Annotated in this window: 15 protein-coding genes; 8 read left to right on the top strand and 7 right to left on the bottom strand. The window is 71.4% G+C overall.

Annotated elements, in window-relative coordinates:
• Positions 1–160: 160 nt before the first annotated feature.
• On the bottom strand, positions 161–1,525 hold the full coding sequence (locus BM290_RS20225) for a UDP-glucose dehydrogenase family protein (RefSeq protein ID WP_093616296.1): 1,365 nt from the start codon (positions 1,523–1,525) through the stop codon (positions 161–163).
• 301 nt (positions 1,526–1,826) lie between these two features.
• On the opposite strand from BM290_RS20225, the gene BM290_RS20220 reads away from it, so the two are divergent.
• The 5 genes from BM290_RS20220 to BM290_RS20200 all read left to right on the top strand — a co-directional run bounded on the left by BM290_RS20220 (position 1,827) and on the right by BM290_RS20200 (position 13,082).
• The gene (locus BM290_RS20220; RefSeq protein WP_093616294.1) at positions 1,827–4,505 is read left to right on the top strand and encodes a cellulose-binding domain-containing protein; all 2,679 of its coding nucleotides are present in this window, start codon (positions 1,827–1,829) and stop codon (positions 4,503–4,505) included.
• Between the two features lie 104 nt (positions 4,506–4,609).
• On the top strand, positions 4,610–7,495 hold the full coding sequence (locus BM290_RS20215) for a glycoside hydrolase family 48 protein (protein ID WP_093616292.1): 2,886 nt from the start codon (positions 4,610–4,612) through the stop codon (positions 7,493–7,495).
• A 2-nt stretch (positions 7,496–7,497) separates the two neighbouring features.
• The gene (locus tag BM290_RS20210) at positions 7,498–8,607 is read left to right on the top strand and encodes a lytic polysaccharide monooxygenase auxiliary activity family 9 protein (RefSeq protein ID WP_093616290.1); all 1,110 of its coding nucleotides are present in this window, start codon (positions 7,498–7,500) and stop codon (positions 8,605–8,607) included.
• Between the two features lie 163 nt (positions 8,608–8,770).
• Entirely contained in the window at positions 8,771–10,030 is a 1,260-nt protein-coding gene (locus BM290_RS20205; RefSeq protein WP_177319807.1) for an SGNH/GDSL hydrolase family protein, read from the top strand.
• Positions 10,031–10,205: 175 nt separating this feature from the next.
• The gene (locus tag BM290_RS20200; protein WP_093616286.1) at positions 10,206–13,082 is read left to right on the top strand and encodes an AfsR/SARP family transcriptional regulator; all 2,877 of its coding nucleotides are present in this window, start codon (positions 10,206–10,208) and stop codon (positions 13,080–13,082) included.
• Here BM290_RS20200 and BM290_RS20195 read toward each other — a convergent pair.
• Positions 13,063–13,695: an L-threonylcarbamoyladenylate synthase gene (locus tag BM290_RS20195; protein ID WP_093616284.1), complete on the bottom strand. Its 633-nt coding sequence runs from the start codon at positions 13,693–13,695 to the stop codon at positions 13,063–13,065. The genes BM290_RS20200 and BM290_RS20195 overlap by 20 nt on opposite strands.
• A 23-nt stretch (positions 13,696–13,718) precedes the next feature.
• Here BM290_RS20195 and BM290_RS20190 point away from each other — a divergent pair, with 23 nt between their 5' ends.
• Positions 13,719–14,171: an NUDIX hydrolase gene (locus BM290_RS20190; protein ID WP_093616282.1), complete on the top strand. Its 453-nt coding sequence runs from the start codon at positions 13,719–13,721 to the stop codon at positions 14,169–14,171.
• Positions 14,172–14,194: 23 nt separating this feature from the next.
• Here BM290_RS20190 and BM290_RS20185 read toward each other — a convergent pair whose 3' ends face one another.
• The 3 genes from BM290_RS20185 to BM290_RS48430 form a co-directional block, all read right to left on the bottom strand.
• The gene (locus tag BM290_RS20185) at positions 14,195–15,025 is read right to left on the bottom strand and encodes an SWIM zinc finger family protein (RefSeq protein WP_143133848.1); all 831 of its coding nucleotides are present in this window, start codon (positions 15,023–15,025) and stop codon (positions 14,195–14,197) included.
• 10 nt (positions 15,026–15,035) lie between these two features.
• A complete protein-coding gene (locus BM290_RS48435; RefSeq protein WP_177319806.1) occupies positions 15,036–15,233 on the bottom strand; it encodes a hypothetical protein in 198 nt (65 codons plus the stop codon).
• 94 nt (positions 15,234–15,327) lie between these two features.
• Positions 15,328–15,483: a hypothetical protein gene (locus BM290_RS48430; protein WP_177319782.1), complete on the bottom strand. Its 156-nt coding sequence runs from the start codon at positions 15,481–15,483 to the stop codon at positions 15,328–15,330.
• Positions 15,484–15,585: 102 nt separating this feature from the next.
• On the opposite strand from BM290_RS48430, the gene BM290_RS20175 reads away from it, so the two are divergent.
• Positions 15,586–17,013 (top strand): NAD-dependent succinate-semialdehyde dehydrogenase, encoded by a 1,428-nt coding sequence (locus tag BM290_RS20175; RefSeq protein ID WP_093616276.1) that lies wholly within the window; start codon positions 15,586–15,588, stop codon positions 17,011–17,013.
• Here BM290_RS20175 and BM290_RS20170 read toward each other — a convergent pair.
• On the bottom strand, positions 17,003–17,536 hold the full coding sequence (locus BM290_RS20170) for a GNAT family N-acetyltransferase (protein ID WP_093616274.1): 534 nt from the start codon (positions 17,534–17,536) through the stop codon (positions 17,003–17,005). The genes BM290_RS20175 and BM290_RS20170 overlap by 11 nt on opposite strands.
• A gap of 306 nt (positions 17,537–17,842) precedes the next feature.
• Here BM290_RS20170 and BM290_RS20165 point away from each other — a divergent pair, with 306 nt between their 5' ends.
• Positions 17,843–18,973, top strand: coding sequence for a sugar ABC transporter substrate-binding protein (locus tag BM290_RS20165; protein ID WP_093616272.1), 1,131 nt, complete (start codon positions 17,843–17,845; stop codon positions 18,971–18,973).
• A 31-nt stretch (positions 18,974–19,004) separates the two neighbouring features.
• On the opposite strand, the gene BM290_RS20160 is transcribed toward BM290_RS20165, so the two are convergent.
• A complete protein-coding gene (locus tag BM290_RS20160) occupies positions 19,005–19,730 on the bottom strand; it encodes an alanyl-tRNA editing protein (protein WP_093616270.1) in 726 nt (241 codons plus the stop codon).
• Positions 19,731–19,740: the final 10 nt, after the last annotated feature.

The raw sequence follows: 19,740 nt of genomic DNA, 5'->3' as shown, positions 1-19,740 counted from the left end.
CGCGGGTTTTTACCCGTCTTTGTCCCGACTAAACGGCACTCGCGTATGGTGTGAGCCGGTTTTGTTGGGTTCGAGTTGACCCCGCCCGGTAAACCCGGGAAAAGAAACCGCCGCGGCGGCCCGAGGCCACCGCGGCGGTTGACGCGCGTCTACGTGCGTTCTATCCGGATACGGCCACGTATCGGTAGCCGAGCCGCCGCATCCGGTCGGCGTCGAGCACGTGCCGGCCGTCCAGCAGGATCGGGGTGCGCATCAGGCCGACGAACTTCGACCAGTCCAGCTCCAGGTACTGCGCCCACTCGGTGACCAGCACGACGGCGTCGCAGTCGGTGAACACGTCGTCGATGCTGTCGCTCAGGTACGCCGACAGCTCCGGCTGCTCGACGCGGAACCGGCCGGTGGCCACCGGGTCGTGCAGCTTGACCCGGGCGCCACGGGCGATCAGCGAGTTCGCGATGTCCAGCGCGGGCGCGTCGCGCAGGTCGTCGGTGTTCGGCTTGAACGCCAGGCCGAGCAGGCCGATCTTGCGGCCCTTGAGGATGCGCAGCTCGTCCTGCAGCCGCTCGACGGCGATGGCCCGCTGCCGGCTGTTGACCTCGCGCGCCGCCTTCACGATCGGCATGTCGAGGTTGTACTCCGAGGCGGTCGCGATCAGCGCCTTGGTGTCCTTGCCGAAGCAGGAGCCGCCCCAGCCGACGCCCGGCTGCAGGAACCGCGAGCCGATCCGCTGGTCCAGGCCCATGCCCCGGGCCACCTCGGTGATGTCGGCGCCGACCTTGGCGGCGAGCTGGCCGATCTCGTTCGCGTAGCTGATCTTCAGGGCCAGGAACGCGTTCGCCGCATACTTGATCAGCTCGGCCGACGCCAGGTCGGTGGAGACCAGCGGGACCGCGTTGGCGTCCTCCGGCCGGGGCAGGAAGCTCGGCGCGGTGAAGGTCTGGTTGATGATCGGCCGGTAGAGGCGGTTGAGCACCTCGAGGCTGCGCGGGTTGTCCGAGCCGATGACGATCCGGTCCGGGTAGAGGGTGTCGGCGATCGCGTTGCCCTCACGGAGGAACTCCGGGTTGGACGCGACGGCGAACTCGACGCCCTCGGGCCGCTCGTCGCGCTGCTCGAACGAGTCGCGCAGGATGGCGTCGACCCAGTTGCCGCTGCCGATCGGCACGGTGGACTTGTTGACCACGACGGTGAACTCGTGGTTCAGGCTCTGCGCGACGCTCTCCGCGGCGCGGCGAAGGTACCGGAGGTCGGGGCTTCCGTCCTCGGCCGACGGGGTCTGCACGGCCACGAACACGACGTCGGCGCCGGGCACCGCCTCCTCGTACGAGGTGGTGAAGGTGAGGTTCTGCGCCGCCTCGGCGAGCAGATCCTCCATCCCGGGCTCGTAGATCGGGCACTTGCCGCCGCGCAGCATGTCGACCTTGGCCTGGTCGAGGTCGACACAGGTCACCTCGTGGCCGAGGAAGGCCAGGCTGACGCCCGTGGTCAGGCCGACATAGCCGGTCCCGATAACGCAAACCTTCATGCAATCTCCTCCACCGCTATGCCGTACCCGCGGTTACGCCACGTATTCGGAACGTGGCCCAACCGGCCTCTGTCCGGGCCGGCCGGCCGGCGCCTCGGATGGTGCCGACCTGCGTGTTCCGGCCGAATGATACACAGCCCTTCCAGCGACTAAATGTCACCGAATGTCGCTTTGGTTCAGACGAGGTGAACGACCGGCCCGAAGTCACCGCGAAGTTTCCGGCTCTTGACATGAAGATGACAGCGACCGACGCTTCTGGGAGCGCTCCCACTCATGCCTTTCAATGAAAGGGTCATCCCCCATGCGAAGGTCCCCCGGCTTCGCCATCGTCGCGGCGCTCGTCACCGCGGCGACGGCGGTCGTCGTAGCCTCCGGTCCCCAGGGTGCCGCCGCCGCCCCCGCAGAGCCCTACACCTGGAAGAACGTTCGCATTGACGGTGGCGGGTTCGTGCCCGGCGTCGTCTTCAACCCGGGCGAGAAGGATCTCGTCTACGCCCGTACCGACATCGGCGGCGCCTACCGCTGGAGCCAGTCGGCGCAGAGCTGGACCCCGCTGCTGGACTGGGTCGGGCAGGACGACTGGGGACACAACGGTGTCCTCAGCATCGCCGCCGACCCGGTCGACACCACCCGGGTCTACGCCGCCGTCGGCATGTACACGAACAGCTGGGACCCGAACAACGGCGCCATCCTGCGCTCCACCGACAAGGGAAACACCTGGTCACGGACGTACCTGCCGTTCAAGGTCGGCGGCAACATGCCGGGCCGGGGGATGGGGGAGCGGCTCGCCGTCGACCCGCGGAACAACCGGAACGTCTATTTCGCCGCCGAGGGCGGAAACGGGCTCTGGCGCAGCACCGACTACGGCGTCACGTGGGGAAAAGTGGCCAACTTCCCGAACGCCGGTAACTACGTCGCCGACCCTGCCGATCCGAACGGCTATCTGAATCAGAACCAAGGTCTGACATGGGTCACCTTCGACCCTGCGTCACCGGCTGTATACGTAGGGGTGGCGGACAAGGCGAACCCGGTCTACCGGTCGCTCGACTCCGGGGCGACGTGGGAGCGGGTCGCCGGGCAGCCCACCGGATATCTCGCGCACAAGGGCGTGATCCAGGGCAAGTACCTGTTCATCGCGACCAGCGACACCGGCGGGCCGTACGACGGCGCGGCCGGCCAGGTCGCCCGCCTGGACACCACCACCGGCGTCTGGACCGACATCTCGCCGACCCCGGTCGCCGACCGCTACTACGGCTACTCCGGCCTGACCGTCGACGCGAAGAAGCCGGGCACCCTGATGGTCGCCACGCAGATCTCCTGGTGGCCGGACGCGATCTTCTTCCGCTCCACCGACTACGGGGCGACCTGGACCCGCGCCTGGGACTGGAGCAGCTACCCGAGCCGGACCAAGCGCTACACGCTGGACATCTCGGCGAACCCGTGGCTGGACTTCAACAGCACCGCCCAGCTTCCCGAGGAGAGCCCGAAGCTCGGCTGGATGAACGAGTCCCTCGCGATCGACCCGTTCGACTCCAACCGGCTTTTCTACGGCACCGGCGCCACCCTCTACGGCACCACGAACCTCACCAACTGGGACAGCAACACCACGGTCACCATCAAGCCGACGGCGAAGGGCCTGGAGGAGACCGCCGTCCTCGACCTCGCCAGCCCGCCCACCGGCGCGCCCCTGGTCAGCGCCCTGGGCGACATCGGCGGCTTCTACCACGCCGATCTCGACACGGTGCAGCCGAACTTCCACGACACCCCGGCCCTGGGCAGCAACACGGGCCTGGACTTCGCCGAGCTCAGCCCGTCGTTCTTCGTCCGGGTCGGCAACGGCGACGCGGCCCCGCACATCGGCGTCTCCAACGACGGCGGCAAGAGCTGGTACCAGGGACAGGAGCCGTCCGGCGTGACCGGCGGCGGCACCGTCGCGGTCGGCGCCGACGCCAACGCGGTGGTCTGGTCGCCGGCCAGCGTCGGCGTGCACTACTCCACCACCCGCGGCAGCACGTGGAGCGCCGCCACCGGCATCCCGGCCGGGGCCAAGGTGGAGAGCGACCGGGTCAACCCCAAGACCTTCTACGGGTACGCCGCCGGCAAGTTCTACACGAGCACGGACGGCGGCGTGACGTTCACCGCGTCGGCTGCCGCGATGCCCGCCGACGGCCGGGTCAACCTGAAGGCGGTGCCCGGCGTGGCCGGCGAGGTGTGGCTGGCCGGCAAGACCGGGCTGCTGCGCTCCACCGACTCCGGCAGGACGTTCACCACCGTCGGCGGCGGGGTCTCCGAGGGCGTCAACGTGGCGTTCGGCAAGGCCGCCCCGGGCGCCACCCGGCCCGCCGTCTTCCTGGTCGGCACGGTCGACGGCGTCGACGGGGTCTTCCGGTCCGACAACTCCGGCGCCTACTGGGTGCGGATCAACGACGACAAGCACCAGTACGGCAACGCCGGCGACGCTCTGGCCGGTGACCCGCGGATCTACGGCCGGGTCTACCTGGGCACCAACGGCCGGGGCATCCTCTACGCCGACCGGCAGGGCGGCCCGGCCAGCCCGACCCCGTCGGTGTCGTCGTCCGCGTCGGCGAGCCCGCACCCGTCGGCCTCCGTGTCGATCTCGATCCCGCCGTCGGTCACCGTCTCGCCCAGCACCTCGACCGGAACCTCGGCCGGCTGCACCGCCACCTACCAGGTGACCGGCCAGTGGGGCGGCGGCTTCCAGGGCGAGGTCACCGTCAAGAACACCGGGACCACCCCCACCACCGGCTGGAAGGTCGGCTGGTCCTACACCGCCGGGCAGGTCGTCACCCAGAGCTGGGGCGGCGCCGTCACCCAGTCCGGGACCGCCGTGTCCGTCGGGAACGCCGGCTACAACGGCGCGCTGTCGTCCGGGGCTTCCACCACCTTCGGATTCCTCGGCAGCAACACCGGCACCACCAACCCCGTTCCGTCCCCGATCACCTGCACCACCACCCCGTAGACCGGGTGGGCGGCGCCCGGTGTCCGACCGGGCGCCGCCCACCCGGCGGAGAGGAAATCCCCGTGATCCCATCCCCCAGACCCGCCGGAAGACTCCGGCGCAAAGTGGCCGTCGCCGGCGTCGCCGTCCTCGGCGCCGGAGCGGTTCTCGCGGCCGGCGCCCCGGCCTACGCGGCGGCCGGCTGCACCGTGGTCTACAAGGTGCAGAGCCAGTGGCCCGGCGGATTCACCGGCGACATCCAGATCAAGAACACCGGTGACCCGCTGACCAGCTGGAAGCTCGAGTTCGACTTCCCGGACGCGGCACAGAAGGCGGGCCAGGGCTGGAGCGGCGTCTACAGCCAGTCCGGCCAGCACGTCACCGTCAACAACGCGGCCTGGAACGGCTCGCTGGGCACCAACGCGACCATCGGCACCGGCTTCAACGGGACCTTCGGCTCGGCCAACCCGGTGCCCACCGCGTTCACGCTCAACGGCACCGCCTGCAACCAGACCGCCAACGTGCCGACCGTGGCGATCTCCAGCCCGGCGGCGAACACCCGCTACACCGCGCCGGCGTCGATCCCGATCGCCGCCACCGCGACGGCGGCGAGCGGGCAGAGCATCAGCAAGGTCGAGTTCTACCACGACGGCCTGCTGCTGGGCACCGACACGGCAGCGCCGTACACGTACTCCTGGGACGGTGTCCCGGCGCAGAGCGCCGCCTACCACCTGCAGGCCATCGCGTACGACAACGCCGGCACCAAGAGCAGCACCGCCGACGTGCCGGTCTTCGTGGACGCGGCGACCACCCCGGCGATCGTCGCCGACGCCACCTCGCTGGCGATCAACCCGGGTGCCAGCGGCACGTTCAAGCTGGCGCTCAGCAAGGCGCCGACCGCCGACGTGACGGTGAACGTGGCCCGCAGCGCCGGATCCACCGCGGTCACCGTGACCCCGGCGACGCTCACCTTCGGCACGTCCGACTGGAGCACCGGCAAGCCGGTCACCGTCTCGGCGGCGAGCACGGCGACGGCCGGGTCCACCGCGACCATCTCGGCCACCGCGACCGGCTACACCTCGGCCCAGCTCGGCGTCACGGTCACCGAGCCCGGCTCGGTGGACACCCGGTTCACCCAGCTCTACAACGACCTGAAGAACCCGGCCAACGGCTACTTCAGCCCGGAGGGTGTGCCCTACCACTCGATCGAGACGCTGATCGACGAGGCGCCCGACCACGGTCACGAGACCACGAGCGAGGCGTTCTCCTACTGGCTGTGGCTGGAGGCCGCGAACTCGCGGATCACCGGCAACTGGGCGCCGTTCAACAGCGCCTGGACCACGATGGAGAAGTACATCATCCCGTCGCACGCCGACCAGCCGACGAACGCGAGCTACAACGCGTCCAAGCCGGCCACCTACGCGGCGGAGTACCCGCTCCCGTCGCAGTACCCGTCGCAGCTGGACAGCGGCGTCTCGGTCGGCACCGACCCGCTGGCCGCCGAGCTGAAGAGCGCGTACGGCACCGACGACATCTACGGCATGCACTGGCTGATGGACGTCGACAACGTCTACGGCTTCGGGCACTGCGGTGACGGCACCACGCGGGTCGCGTACATCAACACCTTCCAGCGCGGCCAGCAGGAGTCGACCTTCGAGACCGTGCCGCAGCCCTCCTGCGACACGTTCAAGCACGGCGGCCCGAACGGCTACCTGGACCTGTTCACCAAGGACGCGTCCTACGCCAAGCAGTGGAAGTACACCAACGCGCCGGACGCCGACGCCCGCGCGGTGCAGGCCGCCTACTGGGCTCTGCAGTGGGCCACCGAGCAGGGCAAGCAGTCGCAGATCTCGACGACCGTCGCGAACGCCGCCAAGATGGGCGACTACCTGCGGTACTCCTTCTACGACAAGTACTTCAAGCAGCCCGGCTGCGCGTCCACCTCGTGTGCCGCCGGCACCGGCAAGAACTCGTCCAACAACCTGATGTCGTGGTACTACGCCTGGGGCGGGGCCTACGACACCAGCGCCGGCTGGGCCTGGCGCATCGGGTCGAGCACCAGCCACTTCGGCTACCAGAACCCGATGGCCGCGTACGTGCTGTCCAACGTCAGCGCCTTCACCCCGAAGTCGCCGACCGCGAAGGCCGACTGGCAGGCCAGCCTCTCCCGGCAGCTGGAGTTCTACCAGTGGCTGCAGTCGTCCGAGGGCGCGATCGCCGGTGGCGCGACGAACAGCTGGAACGGCAACTACTCGGCCCGGCCGGCCGGCACGCCGACCTTCTACGGCCTGGCCTACGTGGAGGCCCCGGTCTACGCCGACCCGCCGTCCAACCAGTGGTTCGGCATGCAGACCTGGTCGCTGGAGCGGCTGGCCGAGTACTACTACACGACCGGTGACACCAAGGCCAAGTCGGTCCTGGACAAGTGGGTCACCTGGGCGCTGGCCAACTCCACCATCACCGCCACCAGCTTCGAGATCCCGTCCGACCTGACCTGGTCCGGCGCGCCGGCCACGTGGAACCCGTCGAGCCCGGCGGCGAACACCGGCCTGCACGTCACGGTCAAGAGCAAGGGCACCGACCTCGGTGTGGCCGGCTCGTTCGCGAAGCTGCTCACCTTCTACGCCGCCAAGTCCGGCAACACCGCGGCGAAGACGGCCGCGAAGAACCTGCTCGACGCGATCTGGACGCACAAGGACGGCAAGGGTGTCTCGGTCACCGAGACCCGTGCCGACTACAACCGGATGGACGACGTCTACGACGCCACCACCGGCCAGGGCATCTACATCCCGCCGGGCTGGACCGGCAAGATGCCGAACGGCGACGTGATCAAGCCGGGTGTCTCGTTCCTGGACATCCGCAGCTTCTACCGCAGCGACCCGGACTTCCCGAAGGTCGACGCGTACCTGAAGGGCGGCGCCGCGCCGACCTTCAACTATCACCGGTTCTGGGCGCAGGTCGACGTGGCCACCGGCTACGCCGAATACGCCCGCCTCTTCCCCCAGGGGTGATGATGAAACGCCTACGTTTGGTCGCGGTGGCCCTGTTCGCCGCCGCGGCCGGGATCCTGGCCCTGCCCAGCAGCCCGGCACTGGCCCACGGCGCCATCCAGGTGCCCGGCAGCCGCACCTGGTTCTGTTACCAGGACGGCCGTAACCCGTCCACCGGCGCGATCGAGCCGAAGAACGCGGCCTGTGCCGCTGCGGTCGCCCAGAGCGGGGTGACCTCGCTGTACAACTGGTTCGCCGTGCTCCGTTCCGACGGGGCCGGGCGGGTCAACGGGTTCATCCCGGACGGCCAGCTCTGCAGCGGCGGCACCGGTGGCCCGTACAACTTCACCGGGTTCAACCTGGCCCGGACCGACTGGCCCACCACCCACCTGACCGCCGGGGCGAACATCCAGTTCAAGTACAACGACTGGGCCAAGCACCCCGGCACGTTCTATCTGTACATCACCAAGGACGGCTACGACCCGACCAAGCCGCTCGCCTGGAGCGACCTCGAGCCGACGCCGTTCGACCAGGTGACCAACCCGCCGGCGAACGGCGGCCCGGGCACCGACGACGGGCACTACTACTGGAACGGGAAGCTGCCGGCCGGCAAGTCCGGCAAGCACCTGATCTACTCGGTGTGGTCGCGCTCGGACAGCACGGAGACCTTCTACGGCTGTTCCGACGTGGTCTTCGACGGCGGCAACGGCGAGGTCACCGGCGTCGGTGGCGGCGGCACCAGCCCGTCGCCGAGCAACCCCGGCCCCTCGCCCAGCAACCCGGGCCCGTCGCCGAGCAACCCCGGCCCGTCGCCGTCCACGTCGACCAACCCCGGTGGCTGCACCGCGATGTACAGCGTCGTGTCCTCGTGGACCGGCGGCTTCCAGGGTGAGGTCATGGTGCACGCCGGCACCTCGGCGGTGAACAACTGGAAGATCACCTGGACCTGGCCCGGCGGGCAGCAGCTCGCCCAGGTCTGGAGCGCCAAGGGCACCAGCAGCGGATCACTGGTCTCGGTGTCGCCGGAGAGCTGGAGAGCGAACGTGCCGGCCGGCGGCCACGTCACGTTCGGCTTCCTGGCGTCCGGCACCACCGCGCCCTCGGTGCAGAACCTGGCCTGCACCACGGGGTGACACCCCGGTGACGGTTCCCCCGGCAGAGTGACCAAGGTCCCCCTGCCGGGGGCGCTGTCCACCGGAGGGTGGCTTGACGCCGAACCACACCGATCCGTACGTTACACGCATATTCACGAAAAGCCCTTTTACCGGTCGATCGGGGACGGCGCTGCATCGCGCCGTGACCCGGCGCGGCCTGCTGCTGGCCGGCGCCGGAGCGACGGTCGTGATCGGCGCCCCCGGCGAGGCCGGTGAGGGCGACCCCGTCCGCCACCGCCCGTCCCGCGTCGGCACCTGGGCGGCCGCGTCCACAGCGGTCCCGGCCAAGAAGATTCTCACGCTCGCCGGCGAGACGGTCCGTCAGGTGGTGCACACCAGCATCGGCGGCGACCTGCCGCGCGTCACCCTCGCCAACACGTTCGGCGCCGAGCCGGTCCGCATCGGCGCCGCCACGATCGGCGTGCGCGCCGGCGCCGGCCGCTCCTGCGACACGGTGCCCGGCACCCTCCGGCCGCTCACCTTCGACGGCGCCCCCGACACCCTCCTGGCTCCCGGCGGCGTCCTGGTCAGCGACCCGTGCGACCTGCTCGTCGAGGCCGGCGCCGACCTGGTGATCAGCCTCTATCTGCCGGGCGAGGCCCGTCCCGGCACGGTCAGCCCGCGCGCCAAGCAGTCCAACCTGATCGTCGGCGGCGACGCCACCGCCACCGACACCCCGGGCCGCGGCCGCCGGACCAGCCGCTACCTGTGGCTGAGCGGTGTCAGCGTCCGCGCCGGCCGGGACGCCGCCGCCGTCGTCGCGCTCGGCGACTCGATCACCTGCGGCACGAAGACCACCGACAGCGCCAACCACCGCTGGCCCGACCTGCTGGCCGGCCGGCTGCGCGCCGGGCACCGCCCGCGCGGCCTGCTCAACGCCGGCCTCAGCGGCAACCGGCTGCTCTTCGGATACGAGGACCGCACCGGCCGCGCCCACCCGAAGGCGTCGATCGGGCCGGCCGCGCTGCGCCGCTTCGGCCGGGACGTGCTCGGCCAGCCCGGTGTGCGCTACGTCGTCACCCTGATCGGCGTGAACGACCTGGGCAACAACCCGCGCCTGACCGCCGCGCAGCTGATCGCCGGGCACCGCGAGCTGATCGCCAAGGCGAGGGTCAACGGCCTCCGGGTGTACGGCGGGACGCTGCTCCCGTTCGCCGGGGCGGCCCGCCGCTACGACAACCCCGCCAACGAGGCCAAGCGACAGGAGCTCAACCACTGGATCCGGACCGCCGGACAGTACGACGCGGTGATCGACTTCGACGCCGCCGTCCGCGACCTGAAGGATCCACGCCGGATGCAGCCCCGCTACGACTCGGGCGACGGCCTGCACCCCAACGACCTCGGCACTGCGGCGCTGGCCGCGGCCGTGCCCCTGGAGCTCTTCGAGACCTGGCAGGCCTGATCAGGGCGGCCTGCCAGGTCCCGGTGATCGCCCGTCATGGACGTGGCCGGGCGCCCACGACCCCCCGTGGCCCGTGGACGCCGGATCATGGTGCCGACCCCGGTTTGCAAAACGATTGCATGTCGGCAATTGTTCTAACCTCGTAGCGGGGGAGCGACCGGGAGAACAACCGATCATGCGTTGGCGGCTGCTGGGGCCCATGCGGTTGTCGTATCAGGGGCAGGACGTCGATCTCGGCCCCGGCAAGCAGCGCTGCCTGCTCGCCGCCCTCCTGCTCACCCCGCGCCAGGTGGTGCCGTCCGGCACCCTGATCGACCGGATCTGGGGCGACGCGCCACCCCGCTCGGCCACCCCGCTCGCGCCGTACGCGACCCGCCTGCGCCGCGTCCTCGACCCCGTCCTCGGCGCTGGCAGCCTCCGGTTCGCCTCCGGTGGCTACCTGATCGACTGCGAGCCCGACCTGGTCGACCTGCACCGGGCCCGCCGCCAGGTCTTCGAGGCCCGCGCCGCGGAGGAGGCGGGCGACGACGAGCACGCCGGCCGGCTGCTGCTCGACGCCCTCGACGGGTGGGGCGACGAGGCCCTCACCGGGGTGCCCGGCGACTGGGCGGCCCGGGTCCGTGACGCGCTCGCCCGGGAACGGCTCGACGTGCTCACCCGCCTCGGCCGCAGCGCCCTGCGCCTGGGCCGCGCCGAGGAGACCGCGGAACGGCTCGCCCCGTTCGCCGCCGAGCACCCCACCGTCGAGGGTCTCGTCGCGGTGCAGATGTCCGCCCTGGTCGCGGCGGGGCGGCCGGCGCAGGCGCTGGAGACGTTCGCGCGTACCCGGGACGCCATCGCCGACCGTCTGGGCAGCGAACCCGGACCCGAACTGACCGCCCTGCACACCCGGATCCTGCGCGGCGACCCGCCGCCCGCCCCGGCGGCGGCGCGCCGGGGCGGCGAGCTGTCGCAGCTGCCCGCCGACGCCATCGCCTTCACCGGCCGCCGCGCCGAACTCGGCGAGCTGGACCGGGCGCTGACCGGCGGCCGGCGGGTCGCCGTCGTCACCGGCCCACCCGGCGTCGGCAAGACCGCCCTCGCCGTGCACTGGGGCCACCGGGCCCGGCACCGTTTCCCGGACGGCCAGCTCTACCTCAACCTGCGCGGGTTCGACCGCACCGGCGACGTGATGAGCGCCGACGAGGCGGCCCGCACCCTGATCGCCGTCCTCGACCCCGGCCGTCCCGTGCCGCCCGGCCTCGACGCCCGCACCGGTCTGCTGCGCGGCCTGCTCGCCGGGCGGCGGCTGCTGCTCGTGCTCGACAACGTCCGCGACGCCGCGCACGTGCGGCCGCTGCTGCCCGGCGCCGGCGCGACCGTCACCCTGATCACCAGCCGTGACCGGCTCAGCGGCCTGATCGCCTCGCACGGGGCGGCGCCGGTCCCGCTCGACGCCCTCGACCCCGGCGCCGCAGGTGAGCTGCTCGCCGGCCGTCTCGGCGCGACCCGTCTGGCCGCCGAGCCGTGCACCGTCGCCACCCTCGTCGCCGCCACCGCGGGGCTGCCGCTCGCGCTGGTCACGCTCGCCGCGCGGGCCGCCATCCGGTCCGGCGAGACCCTCGGCGACCTGGCCGCCGAACTCGCCGCTTCCCGCCTCGACGGCCTCGGCGACGACGACGAGACCGACCCGCGAACCGTGTTCTCCTGGTCCTACCGCTCGCTGAGCCCGGCCGCCGCCCGCCTGTTCCGGCTGCTCGGCGCCCACCAGGGCCCGGACATCTCAGCCGCCGTAGCCGCCTCCCTCGCCGCCACCCCGGGTGAGGGCGGCACCCTGGGTGAGGGCGCCACCCTGGGTGAGGGCGCCGCCTCGGGTGAGGGCGCTAACCCCGGTGAGGGCGCCGCCTCGGGTGAGGGCACCAACTCGGGCGAGGGCGCTTCCGGGGACGCCCACGCTGAAGCCGCCGTCGCGGCGCCGGTCGGGGAGGCCATCGACGAGCTGGTCCGGGCCAGCCTTCTCAGCGAACACCGTCCGGGCCGTTTCGTGATGCACGATCTGCTCCGGGCGTACGCCGCCGATCTGCTCTCCGAGACCGAACGCGGCCCGGCGGTGCGCCGCCTCCTGGACCACCTGCTGCACACCGCGCGCACCGCCGCGCTCAACCTGGACAGCAAACGGCGCCCGCTGACGTTCCGCCCACCGGCCGCGGGGGTCCGTCCCGAGCCGCTCAGCGGCGAGGCGGAGGCGCTGCGCTGGTTCACCGCCGAGCACGCCACGCTGATGGCGGCGCTGCGGCAGGCCGCCGACCTCGACGACTACGGCTGGCAGCTGCCGTGGGCGATGAAGGACTTCCTGGACCGGCAGGGCCACTGGGACGACGGGGCGGCCGCCGAGCGCATCGCCGTCGCCGCCGCCCGCCGCCGCGGCGAGACCCGCGCCGAGGCCGGCGCACACCAGGCTCTCGCCCGCGGCTTCGTCCGGGTCGGCCGCTTCGACGAGGCCGAGCCGCACTACGCCGAGGCGGTGCGCCTCTACGAGCGGCTCGACGACCCGGGCGGCCGGGCCAACATCCTGTTCGGCATCGCCTGGATGCGCGACCAGCAGGGCCGCAACGCCGACTGCCAGGAGCTGATCCGGCAGGCCCGGCCCCTCTACCGGGCGGCCGGCGACCTCGTCGGCGAGGCCCGCGCCCTCAGCGCGCTCGGCTGGTCCCTGGGCCGCGACGGCCACCACGATCTCACCCTGCGCCACTGCCGGGAGGCGCTCGCCCTGCACGACGAGCTCGGCGACCGGCACGGGCAGGCCGCCACCTGGGACAGCATCGGCTGGGCGCACCACCATCTCGGTGACCACGAGCAGGCCGTCCAGGCCTACCAGCGGTCCCTCGACCTCTACCGGTCGGCCGGGGACCTCGCCAACGAGGCCGACATCCGCGACCACCTCGGCGACGCCTACGCCGCCGCCGGGGACACCGCGGCCGCCGTCGCCCAGTGGCGGCAGGCCCTAACCCTGCTGGAACGGCTCGACCACCCGGGCGCGGCCGGGCTGCGCGTCAAATTGCGGCTGAACTGAACCGGCCCGGATCGCCCGCGCCGGCCCGCAGGATCTCCGGCTCGCCCTCGGACAGGTCGATCACCGTGGTCGGCTCGGTGCCGCAGTCCCCGGAGTCGATCACCGCGTCGATCGCGTGGTCGAGGGTCTCCTTGATCTCCCAGCCCTGGGTCATCGGCTCGGTCTCGCCGGGCAGCAGCAGCGTCGACGAGACCAGCGGCTCACCCAGCTCGGCGAGGATCGCCTGCGCGGTGGTGTGCGCGGTGATCCGTACCCCCACCGTCTTCTTTTTGGGGTGCAGAAGCCGCCGCGGCACCTCCTTGGTGGCCGGGAGGATGAACGTGTAGGGCCCCGGCGTCGAGGCCTTCACCGCCCGGAACAGCGCGTTGTTGATCGTCACGAACTGGCCCAGCTGCGCGAAGTCGTGACACATCAGGGTGAAGTGGTGCCGGTCGTCGAGATGACGGATGGCCCGGATCCGGTCCAGCGCGTCCTTGCTGCCCATCCGGCAGCCGAGCGCGAAACACGAGTCGGTCGGGTAGGCGACCAGGCCGTCGGAGCGGATCAGCTCGACGATCTGATGGATGCTGCGCGCCTGCGGGTTGTCCGGGTGCACGTCGAAGTACTTGGCCACTCCCGACAGCTTAGGCTTCGGCGATGGCGAGCGTTCACCGCCCGGCGGTCCGGGTCATCTGTTTCGACGCCGACGGGCGCGTCCTGCTGATGCACTGGGAGGATCCGGTCTCCGGCGGGCGCCTGTGGGAGCCGCCCGGCGGCGGCATCGACCCGGGCGAGACCCCGCTGCAGGCGGCCCGGCGCGAGCTCGCCGAGGAGACCGGGCTCGACCCCGCGGCGATCGGCGATCGCTACCTGGAGGTGGTGCGCGACTCGGTCTGGAAGGGCACCCACTTCGTGGGGCCGGAGCAGTTCTTCACGGCGTCGTTCCCCACCGCACGGCCGCCGGTGGTCCGGGAGGGCCTGCTGCCGTACGAGCAGAGCGAACTTCTCACCCACGCCTGGATCGCCTCGTCCGACCTGGCCACGCTGCCCGACCGCCTGGAGCCGCCCACCCTGCCCGAGCTGCTGGCGGAGTTCCGCTCCTGGTCCTGATATCGGTTCGTTCCCGGGCCGGATCAGGTCACCGGCACGAAGTCGCAGCGGTCGGCCAACCGGCCGATGCGGCTCTCGATCTCGGCGCTGTCCAGCTCGAGGCGCTCGCAGAGGGCTCGGTGCGCCGCGAGCAGCGGCTCGGTGACGTCCTCGGGGTCGGTGCGCCGAACCTCCCACGCGTCGACGAGGATGCCGGCGAGCTCGTCCCACACCTCGATCGCCTCCTCGACCAGGTCCAGCATCTCCACGGTGGCCGGCCAGACGGTCACGATCTCGGTCTCGGCGACCAGGCGAAGGCCGGCCAGCTCGACGTCGGCGATCTCCCACCGGCCGCCGCCGGTCACGTTCGACGCGTCGCGGACGGCGTCGGCCAGCCCGGTCGGCGGCGGCCCGCCGAGCAGCCCGGCCCGGCCCAGCAGCCGGGCCGCGAACCCGCGGTCGCGCAGTGCCTGGTCCACCACCAGCTCGGTCAGCTGCCGGGGACCGAGGGACTCGACCGCCCGCCGATAGTCGGCACGGTCCGGTTCGTCGTCACCGTCGTCGCCGTGCGGGATGCCGGCCGCGGAGAACCGGATGCCATCCTCGAAGGCGGCCAGCGCCACCGCGACCGCGTGGGCGCAGAGCCCGTCGTCACCGGCGCCGGCCGGGCAGTCGCAGTCGCCGGTGAGCGCTCGGTCGACCACGCCCACCCAGGGCTCGAACCGGTCACCGCCGTCGGTCACCACGGACCGGGCCCCGCCGCCGACCGCCTCCGGCCGGGCGACGGCGCCGTCGTGCAGCAGCCGCTCGGCCGCCGCGGCGACCGCGGCCGGGAGGGATTCACGAAACGCGGGGACATCGATGAGCACGGCCACGCCCGTCACCCTACCCACCCTCGGCGGGGCCGTCGGGGGAGAGGCGCAGGCGGCTGCGCACGCTGACGGCCTCGCGGGTCAGCGGCAGCGACGGTGACGCGAGGTGGGCGGCCCAGCCGGGTGGGACCGGTAGCCACGGCGGCGCCGAAGCGGCGCCAGGCCGGGTCCCGACGGGTCGCCGGCCGGCGCCGCCCGGAAGAGTGGGCACCGGTCGGTGATCACCCGCAGCCCGAGGTGGTGGGCCCGGGCCACCAGGGCGTCGAAGTCCGCCAGGTCACCGACGCCGTCGCGCCACCACACTCTCAGCGGCGGTGCGAGCGGTTCTGCAGGCGGGCGAAGAGGCTGCGCAGCCGCTGCTGGTTCTCCGGCTTGGCGAGCTGGCGGCGGCCCTGGTCGACGAGCTGCCGGCCACGCGGGCTGGTGAGGAAGGCCTGGATGCGCTGGGTGATGGAAGCCATGGCCTTCATGTGCCCCGCCGGCCCGCCGCGGAATCATGGCGGTGTGTCACGTTCCGGGGAATGCTGGGGGCGTAGCAGAGCCGCGAACGTGAGGGAGCCGTTGTGGAGACCGACCTTTTCATCGCCGGGAAGTGGGTGCCCGCGTCGTCGGGCAACCGGTTCGACGTGCTCGATCCGGCGACCGGCGACACCGTCGCCTCGGTCGCCGACGGCGGCGAGGCGGATGCGATCGCCGCGGTGGAGGCGGCGGCCGCGGCGGGTCCGGGGTGGGCGTCGACCCCTCCGAGGGTACGGTCGGAGGTGCTCCGCAAGGCGTTCGAGCTGATGACCGAGCGCTCCTCGGAGCTGGCGAAGCTGATCAGCCTGGAGAACGGCAAGGCCCTGGTCGACGCGAAGGGCGAGGTGACGTATGCCGCCGAGTTCTTCCGCTGGTTCGCCGAGGAGGCGGTCCGGGGTGAGGGCGCGATCGCGACCGCCCCGTCCGGCGCCAACCGGATCCTGGTCGTGCGCCAGCCGGTCGGCGTGTGTGTGCTGGTGACGCCGTGGAACTTCCCGGCCGCGATGGCCACCCGCAAGATCGGCCCGGCACTGGCCGCCGGCTGCACGGTGATCCTGAAACCGGCCAGCGACACCCCGCTGACCGCGCTGGCGATGGCCGCGATCCTGGCCGAGGCCGGGGTGCCCGAGGGTGTGGTGAACGTGGTGCCGTCGCGCAGCTCGGGAAAGGTGGTGTCGGCGATGTTGCGCGACGCCCGGGTGCGCAAGCTGTCGTTCACCGGCTCGACCGAGGTCGGCCGGATCCTGCTGGCCCAGGCCGCGGAGAACGTGGTGAACACGTCGATGGAGCTGGGCGGCAACGCCCCGTTCGTGGTGTTCGCCGACGCCGAACTGGACGCCGCGGTGGACGGCGCGATGATCGCGAAGATGCGTAACGGCGGTGAGGCGTGCACCGCGGCGAACCGGTTCTTCGTCGAGGAGCCGGTGGCCGCCGAGTTCGCGCGCAAGCTCGCGCAGCGGATGTCGGCGCTGGTGGTGGGCCCCGGCACGGACGAGAAGACGCAGGTCGGCCCGTTGGTCAACGAGGACACCGTGGCGAAGGTGGACGACCTGGTCAAGGGCGCCCTGGACGGCGGGGCGGAGGCGGTGACCGGCGGCCGCCGGCCGGAGGGCCCGGGCTTCTACTACCCGCCGACGGTGCTGACCGGGGTGCCCGCGGACGCGCCGATCCTGCGGCAGGAGATCTTCGGCCCGGTCGCGCCGATCGTCACGTTCACCGGCGAGGCGGAGGCGGTCCGGCTGGCCAACGACACCGAGTACGGCCTGGTGGCGTACGTCTACACCGGCGACCTGGCACGCGGCATGCGGGTCAGCGAGGCGATCGAGGCCGGCATGGTCGGCATCAACCGTGGCCTGGTCAGTGACCCGGCGGCCCCGTTCGGCGGGGTGAAGCAGAGCGGCATCGGCCGGGAGGGCGGCCACGACGGCCTCCTGGAGTACCTGGAGTCGAAGTACATCGCCGTCAACTGGTGAGCGTCTTGCGCATCCGGACGAGCGGGACCGGCACGCCGCCCCGGTCGTCGTGGAGGCGCTCGACGACGGTGAAGCCGGCCGCGGTGTAGAGCGGCTGCCCGGACATGGTGCCCATCAGCTCGCACGTCCGGAAGCCCTCGGCCGCGGCCGCTTCCTCGCAGGCGGCCAGGATCATCCGCCCGATGCCGCGGCGCACGTGCGCCGGATCGGTGTACATGGCCCGGACCCTGGCCGGGTCGCGTTCCGGGTCGAGCAGCGCGGCGTCGCGCCCGGCGGTGTGGTCGCCGCCGTAGAGGGTGGCCCGCCGGCTCCAGCCGCCGCAGCCGCGGATCGCGTCGCCCTCGACCACGGCGAAGTAGGTGCCGTCCTCGATCAGCTGCGTGTCCAGCCCCATGATCGCGGTGCTCGCGGCGATCTGGGCGTCGTCGAGGAAGTCCTTCTGGAGTTCGGCGATGGCCGCGGCCATGAGCTGGTGCAGCGCGGGCAGGTCGTCGTGGGTGGCGAGCCGGACAGTCAGCGTCATGTCCCCCATTCTCCGGTGGACGACCCGCTTTCCGGCGACCGGGACAGACCGGATGGCCGATTTCGATCAGATTGGGGCGTCCGAACGGCTGTGGTGCGGGGACCGGACGGCCGGAATCCGGTGTCCGAAACGGAAACGAAACTAACCAATTACGTACGGTGATTGTTGGCAGTCACCGCGGGGAGATGAATAATCTTGTTCCTCGGCCCCCCACCCGATGATGATCACGTTGTGCGTTGACCGATACTTGGCGGACCGTTCAGCGCCCACCGCAGCTCGGGTCACCCTGAGAGGACATCTATCGTCATGCGCAAGTCTTTGCTAGCCCTGGTCGCCGCCGGCCTGCTGACGACGGCCACGCTCACGGCCTGTGATGACGGGGGCGACACCAGCGAGACCGGTAGCGGGAGTGCGAAGAGTTCGAACGGTGGGAGCGAGATCACCGGAGACGCCGGCATCGGGGTGATCCTGCCCGACACAAAGAGCTCCGCCCGGTGGAGCACCTCCGACCCGGCGTATCTGCAGGCGGCGTTCAAGAAGGCGAACGTCCCGGCCCAGATCGTCAACGCCGAGGGCGACAAGGAGGAGTTCAAGCGGCTCGCCGACACGCTCCTCGACAAGGGCGCCAAGGTTCTCATCATCGCGAACCTGGACGCGGCCAGCGGCAAGGCGGTCATCGACGACGCGCACTCGCGCAACGTGCCGGTGATCGACTACGACCGGCTCACCCTCAACGGCAACGCCGACTACTACGTGAGCTTCGACAACGAGAAGGTCGGCATCCTGCAGGCGCAGGAGCTGCAGAAGTGCATCGCCGAGAAGAACGTGACTAACCCGGTGATCGCCACCCTGAACGGGTCGTTGTCGGACAACAACGCGACGCTGTTCAAGAACGGCTACGACAGCGTGCTGAACCAGCTGTACGACACCACCGAGTACCGCAAGGGCCCCGACCAGTACGTTCCCGACTGGGACGAGGACAACGCCCGCGAGATCTTCTCCTTGATGATCAAGCAGTACCCGAACCTCGGTGGCGTCCTGTCGGCCAACGACGGTCTCGGCAACGCGGCGATCGAGGTGCTCCGGGAGAAGGGCCTGAACGGCAAGGTCCAGGTGACCGGCCAGGACGCGACCGTCGAGGGCCTGCAGAACGTGCTCGCCGGCGACCAGTGCGTCACCATCTTCAAGGACGGCAAGCTGGAGGCCGACGCCGCCGCCGAGCTGGCCGTCAAGCTGTACAAGAACGACAAGCCGGTGCTGCCGGACAAGCTGAAGGACCCGGCGTCCGGCCTCTACATCCAGTTCGCGAAGCTGGAGCCGCAGGCCATCACGAAGAACAACGTGAAGGCGGTCGTCGAGGCCGGCTACGTGGCGCCCGACAAGCTCTGCACCGCCAAGTTCAAGCGGGCCTGCAAGACCGCCGGCATCACCGAGTAACGACGAGACACCGGGGCCGGCAGGCCCGCCCTCAGTCCGCGATCCTGATCCGGACCCGGCGGTTCTGCCGGCCCTTGCTTTCCACCTTCACCACCTCGACCCGGCCGACCTGCGCGGTCGACGCCACATGGGTGCCGCCGTCGGCCTGCACGTCGAGGCCCACGATGTCGATCACCCGGATCTCCGGGTGGTCCAGCGGCGGGAGGGCGTCCTGCGTGCGGACCAGCGTCGGGATCGCCAGCGCCTCGGCCCGCGGCAGCACCCGCGCCACGATCTTGCGGTCCGCGCCGATCTCCGCGTTGACCGCGTCCTCCAGCGCCTGTTTGAAACCGGGCGGCACCTCGGGTAGGTTGAAGTCCATCCGGGCTTCGCCCGGCTGCATGTTCCCGCCGGTCACCAGGGCCCCGAAGTCCCGGAACACCGTGCCGCAGAGGATGTGCAGACCCGAGTGGGTACGCATCAGACTGGTCCGCCGTTCGTCGTCCAGCGCGCCCCGCACCGTCGTCCCGGCCGCCGGAACCGGATCGCCCGGCGCCGGGATCAGATACTGCTCGTCGCCCTTGCGGGTGTCGACGATGCGGGTCCGCACCCCCTCCCACAGCAGCACCCCGTGGTCCGGCGGCTGCCCGCCGCCACCCGGGTAGAAGGCCGACCGGTCGAGCACGATGCCCGCCTCCGGATCGGCCGGATCGGACCACACCACCGTGCAGTCCCATTCGCGTACGGTCGGGTCGCTCCAGTCCAGTCGTTCGGTCACGCCTCCGGAC

This window comes from Actinoplanes philippinensis (assembly GCF_900113015.1).
Taxonomy (GTDB): domain Bacteria; phylum Actinomycetota; class Actinomycetes; order Mycobacteriales; family Micromonosporaceae; genus Actinoplanes; species Actinoplanes philippinensis.
Note: the sequence above shows the minus strand (reverse complement) of the source record. Positions and strands in the feature narration are given on the sequence as shown.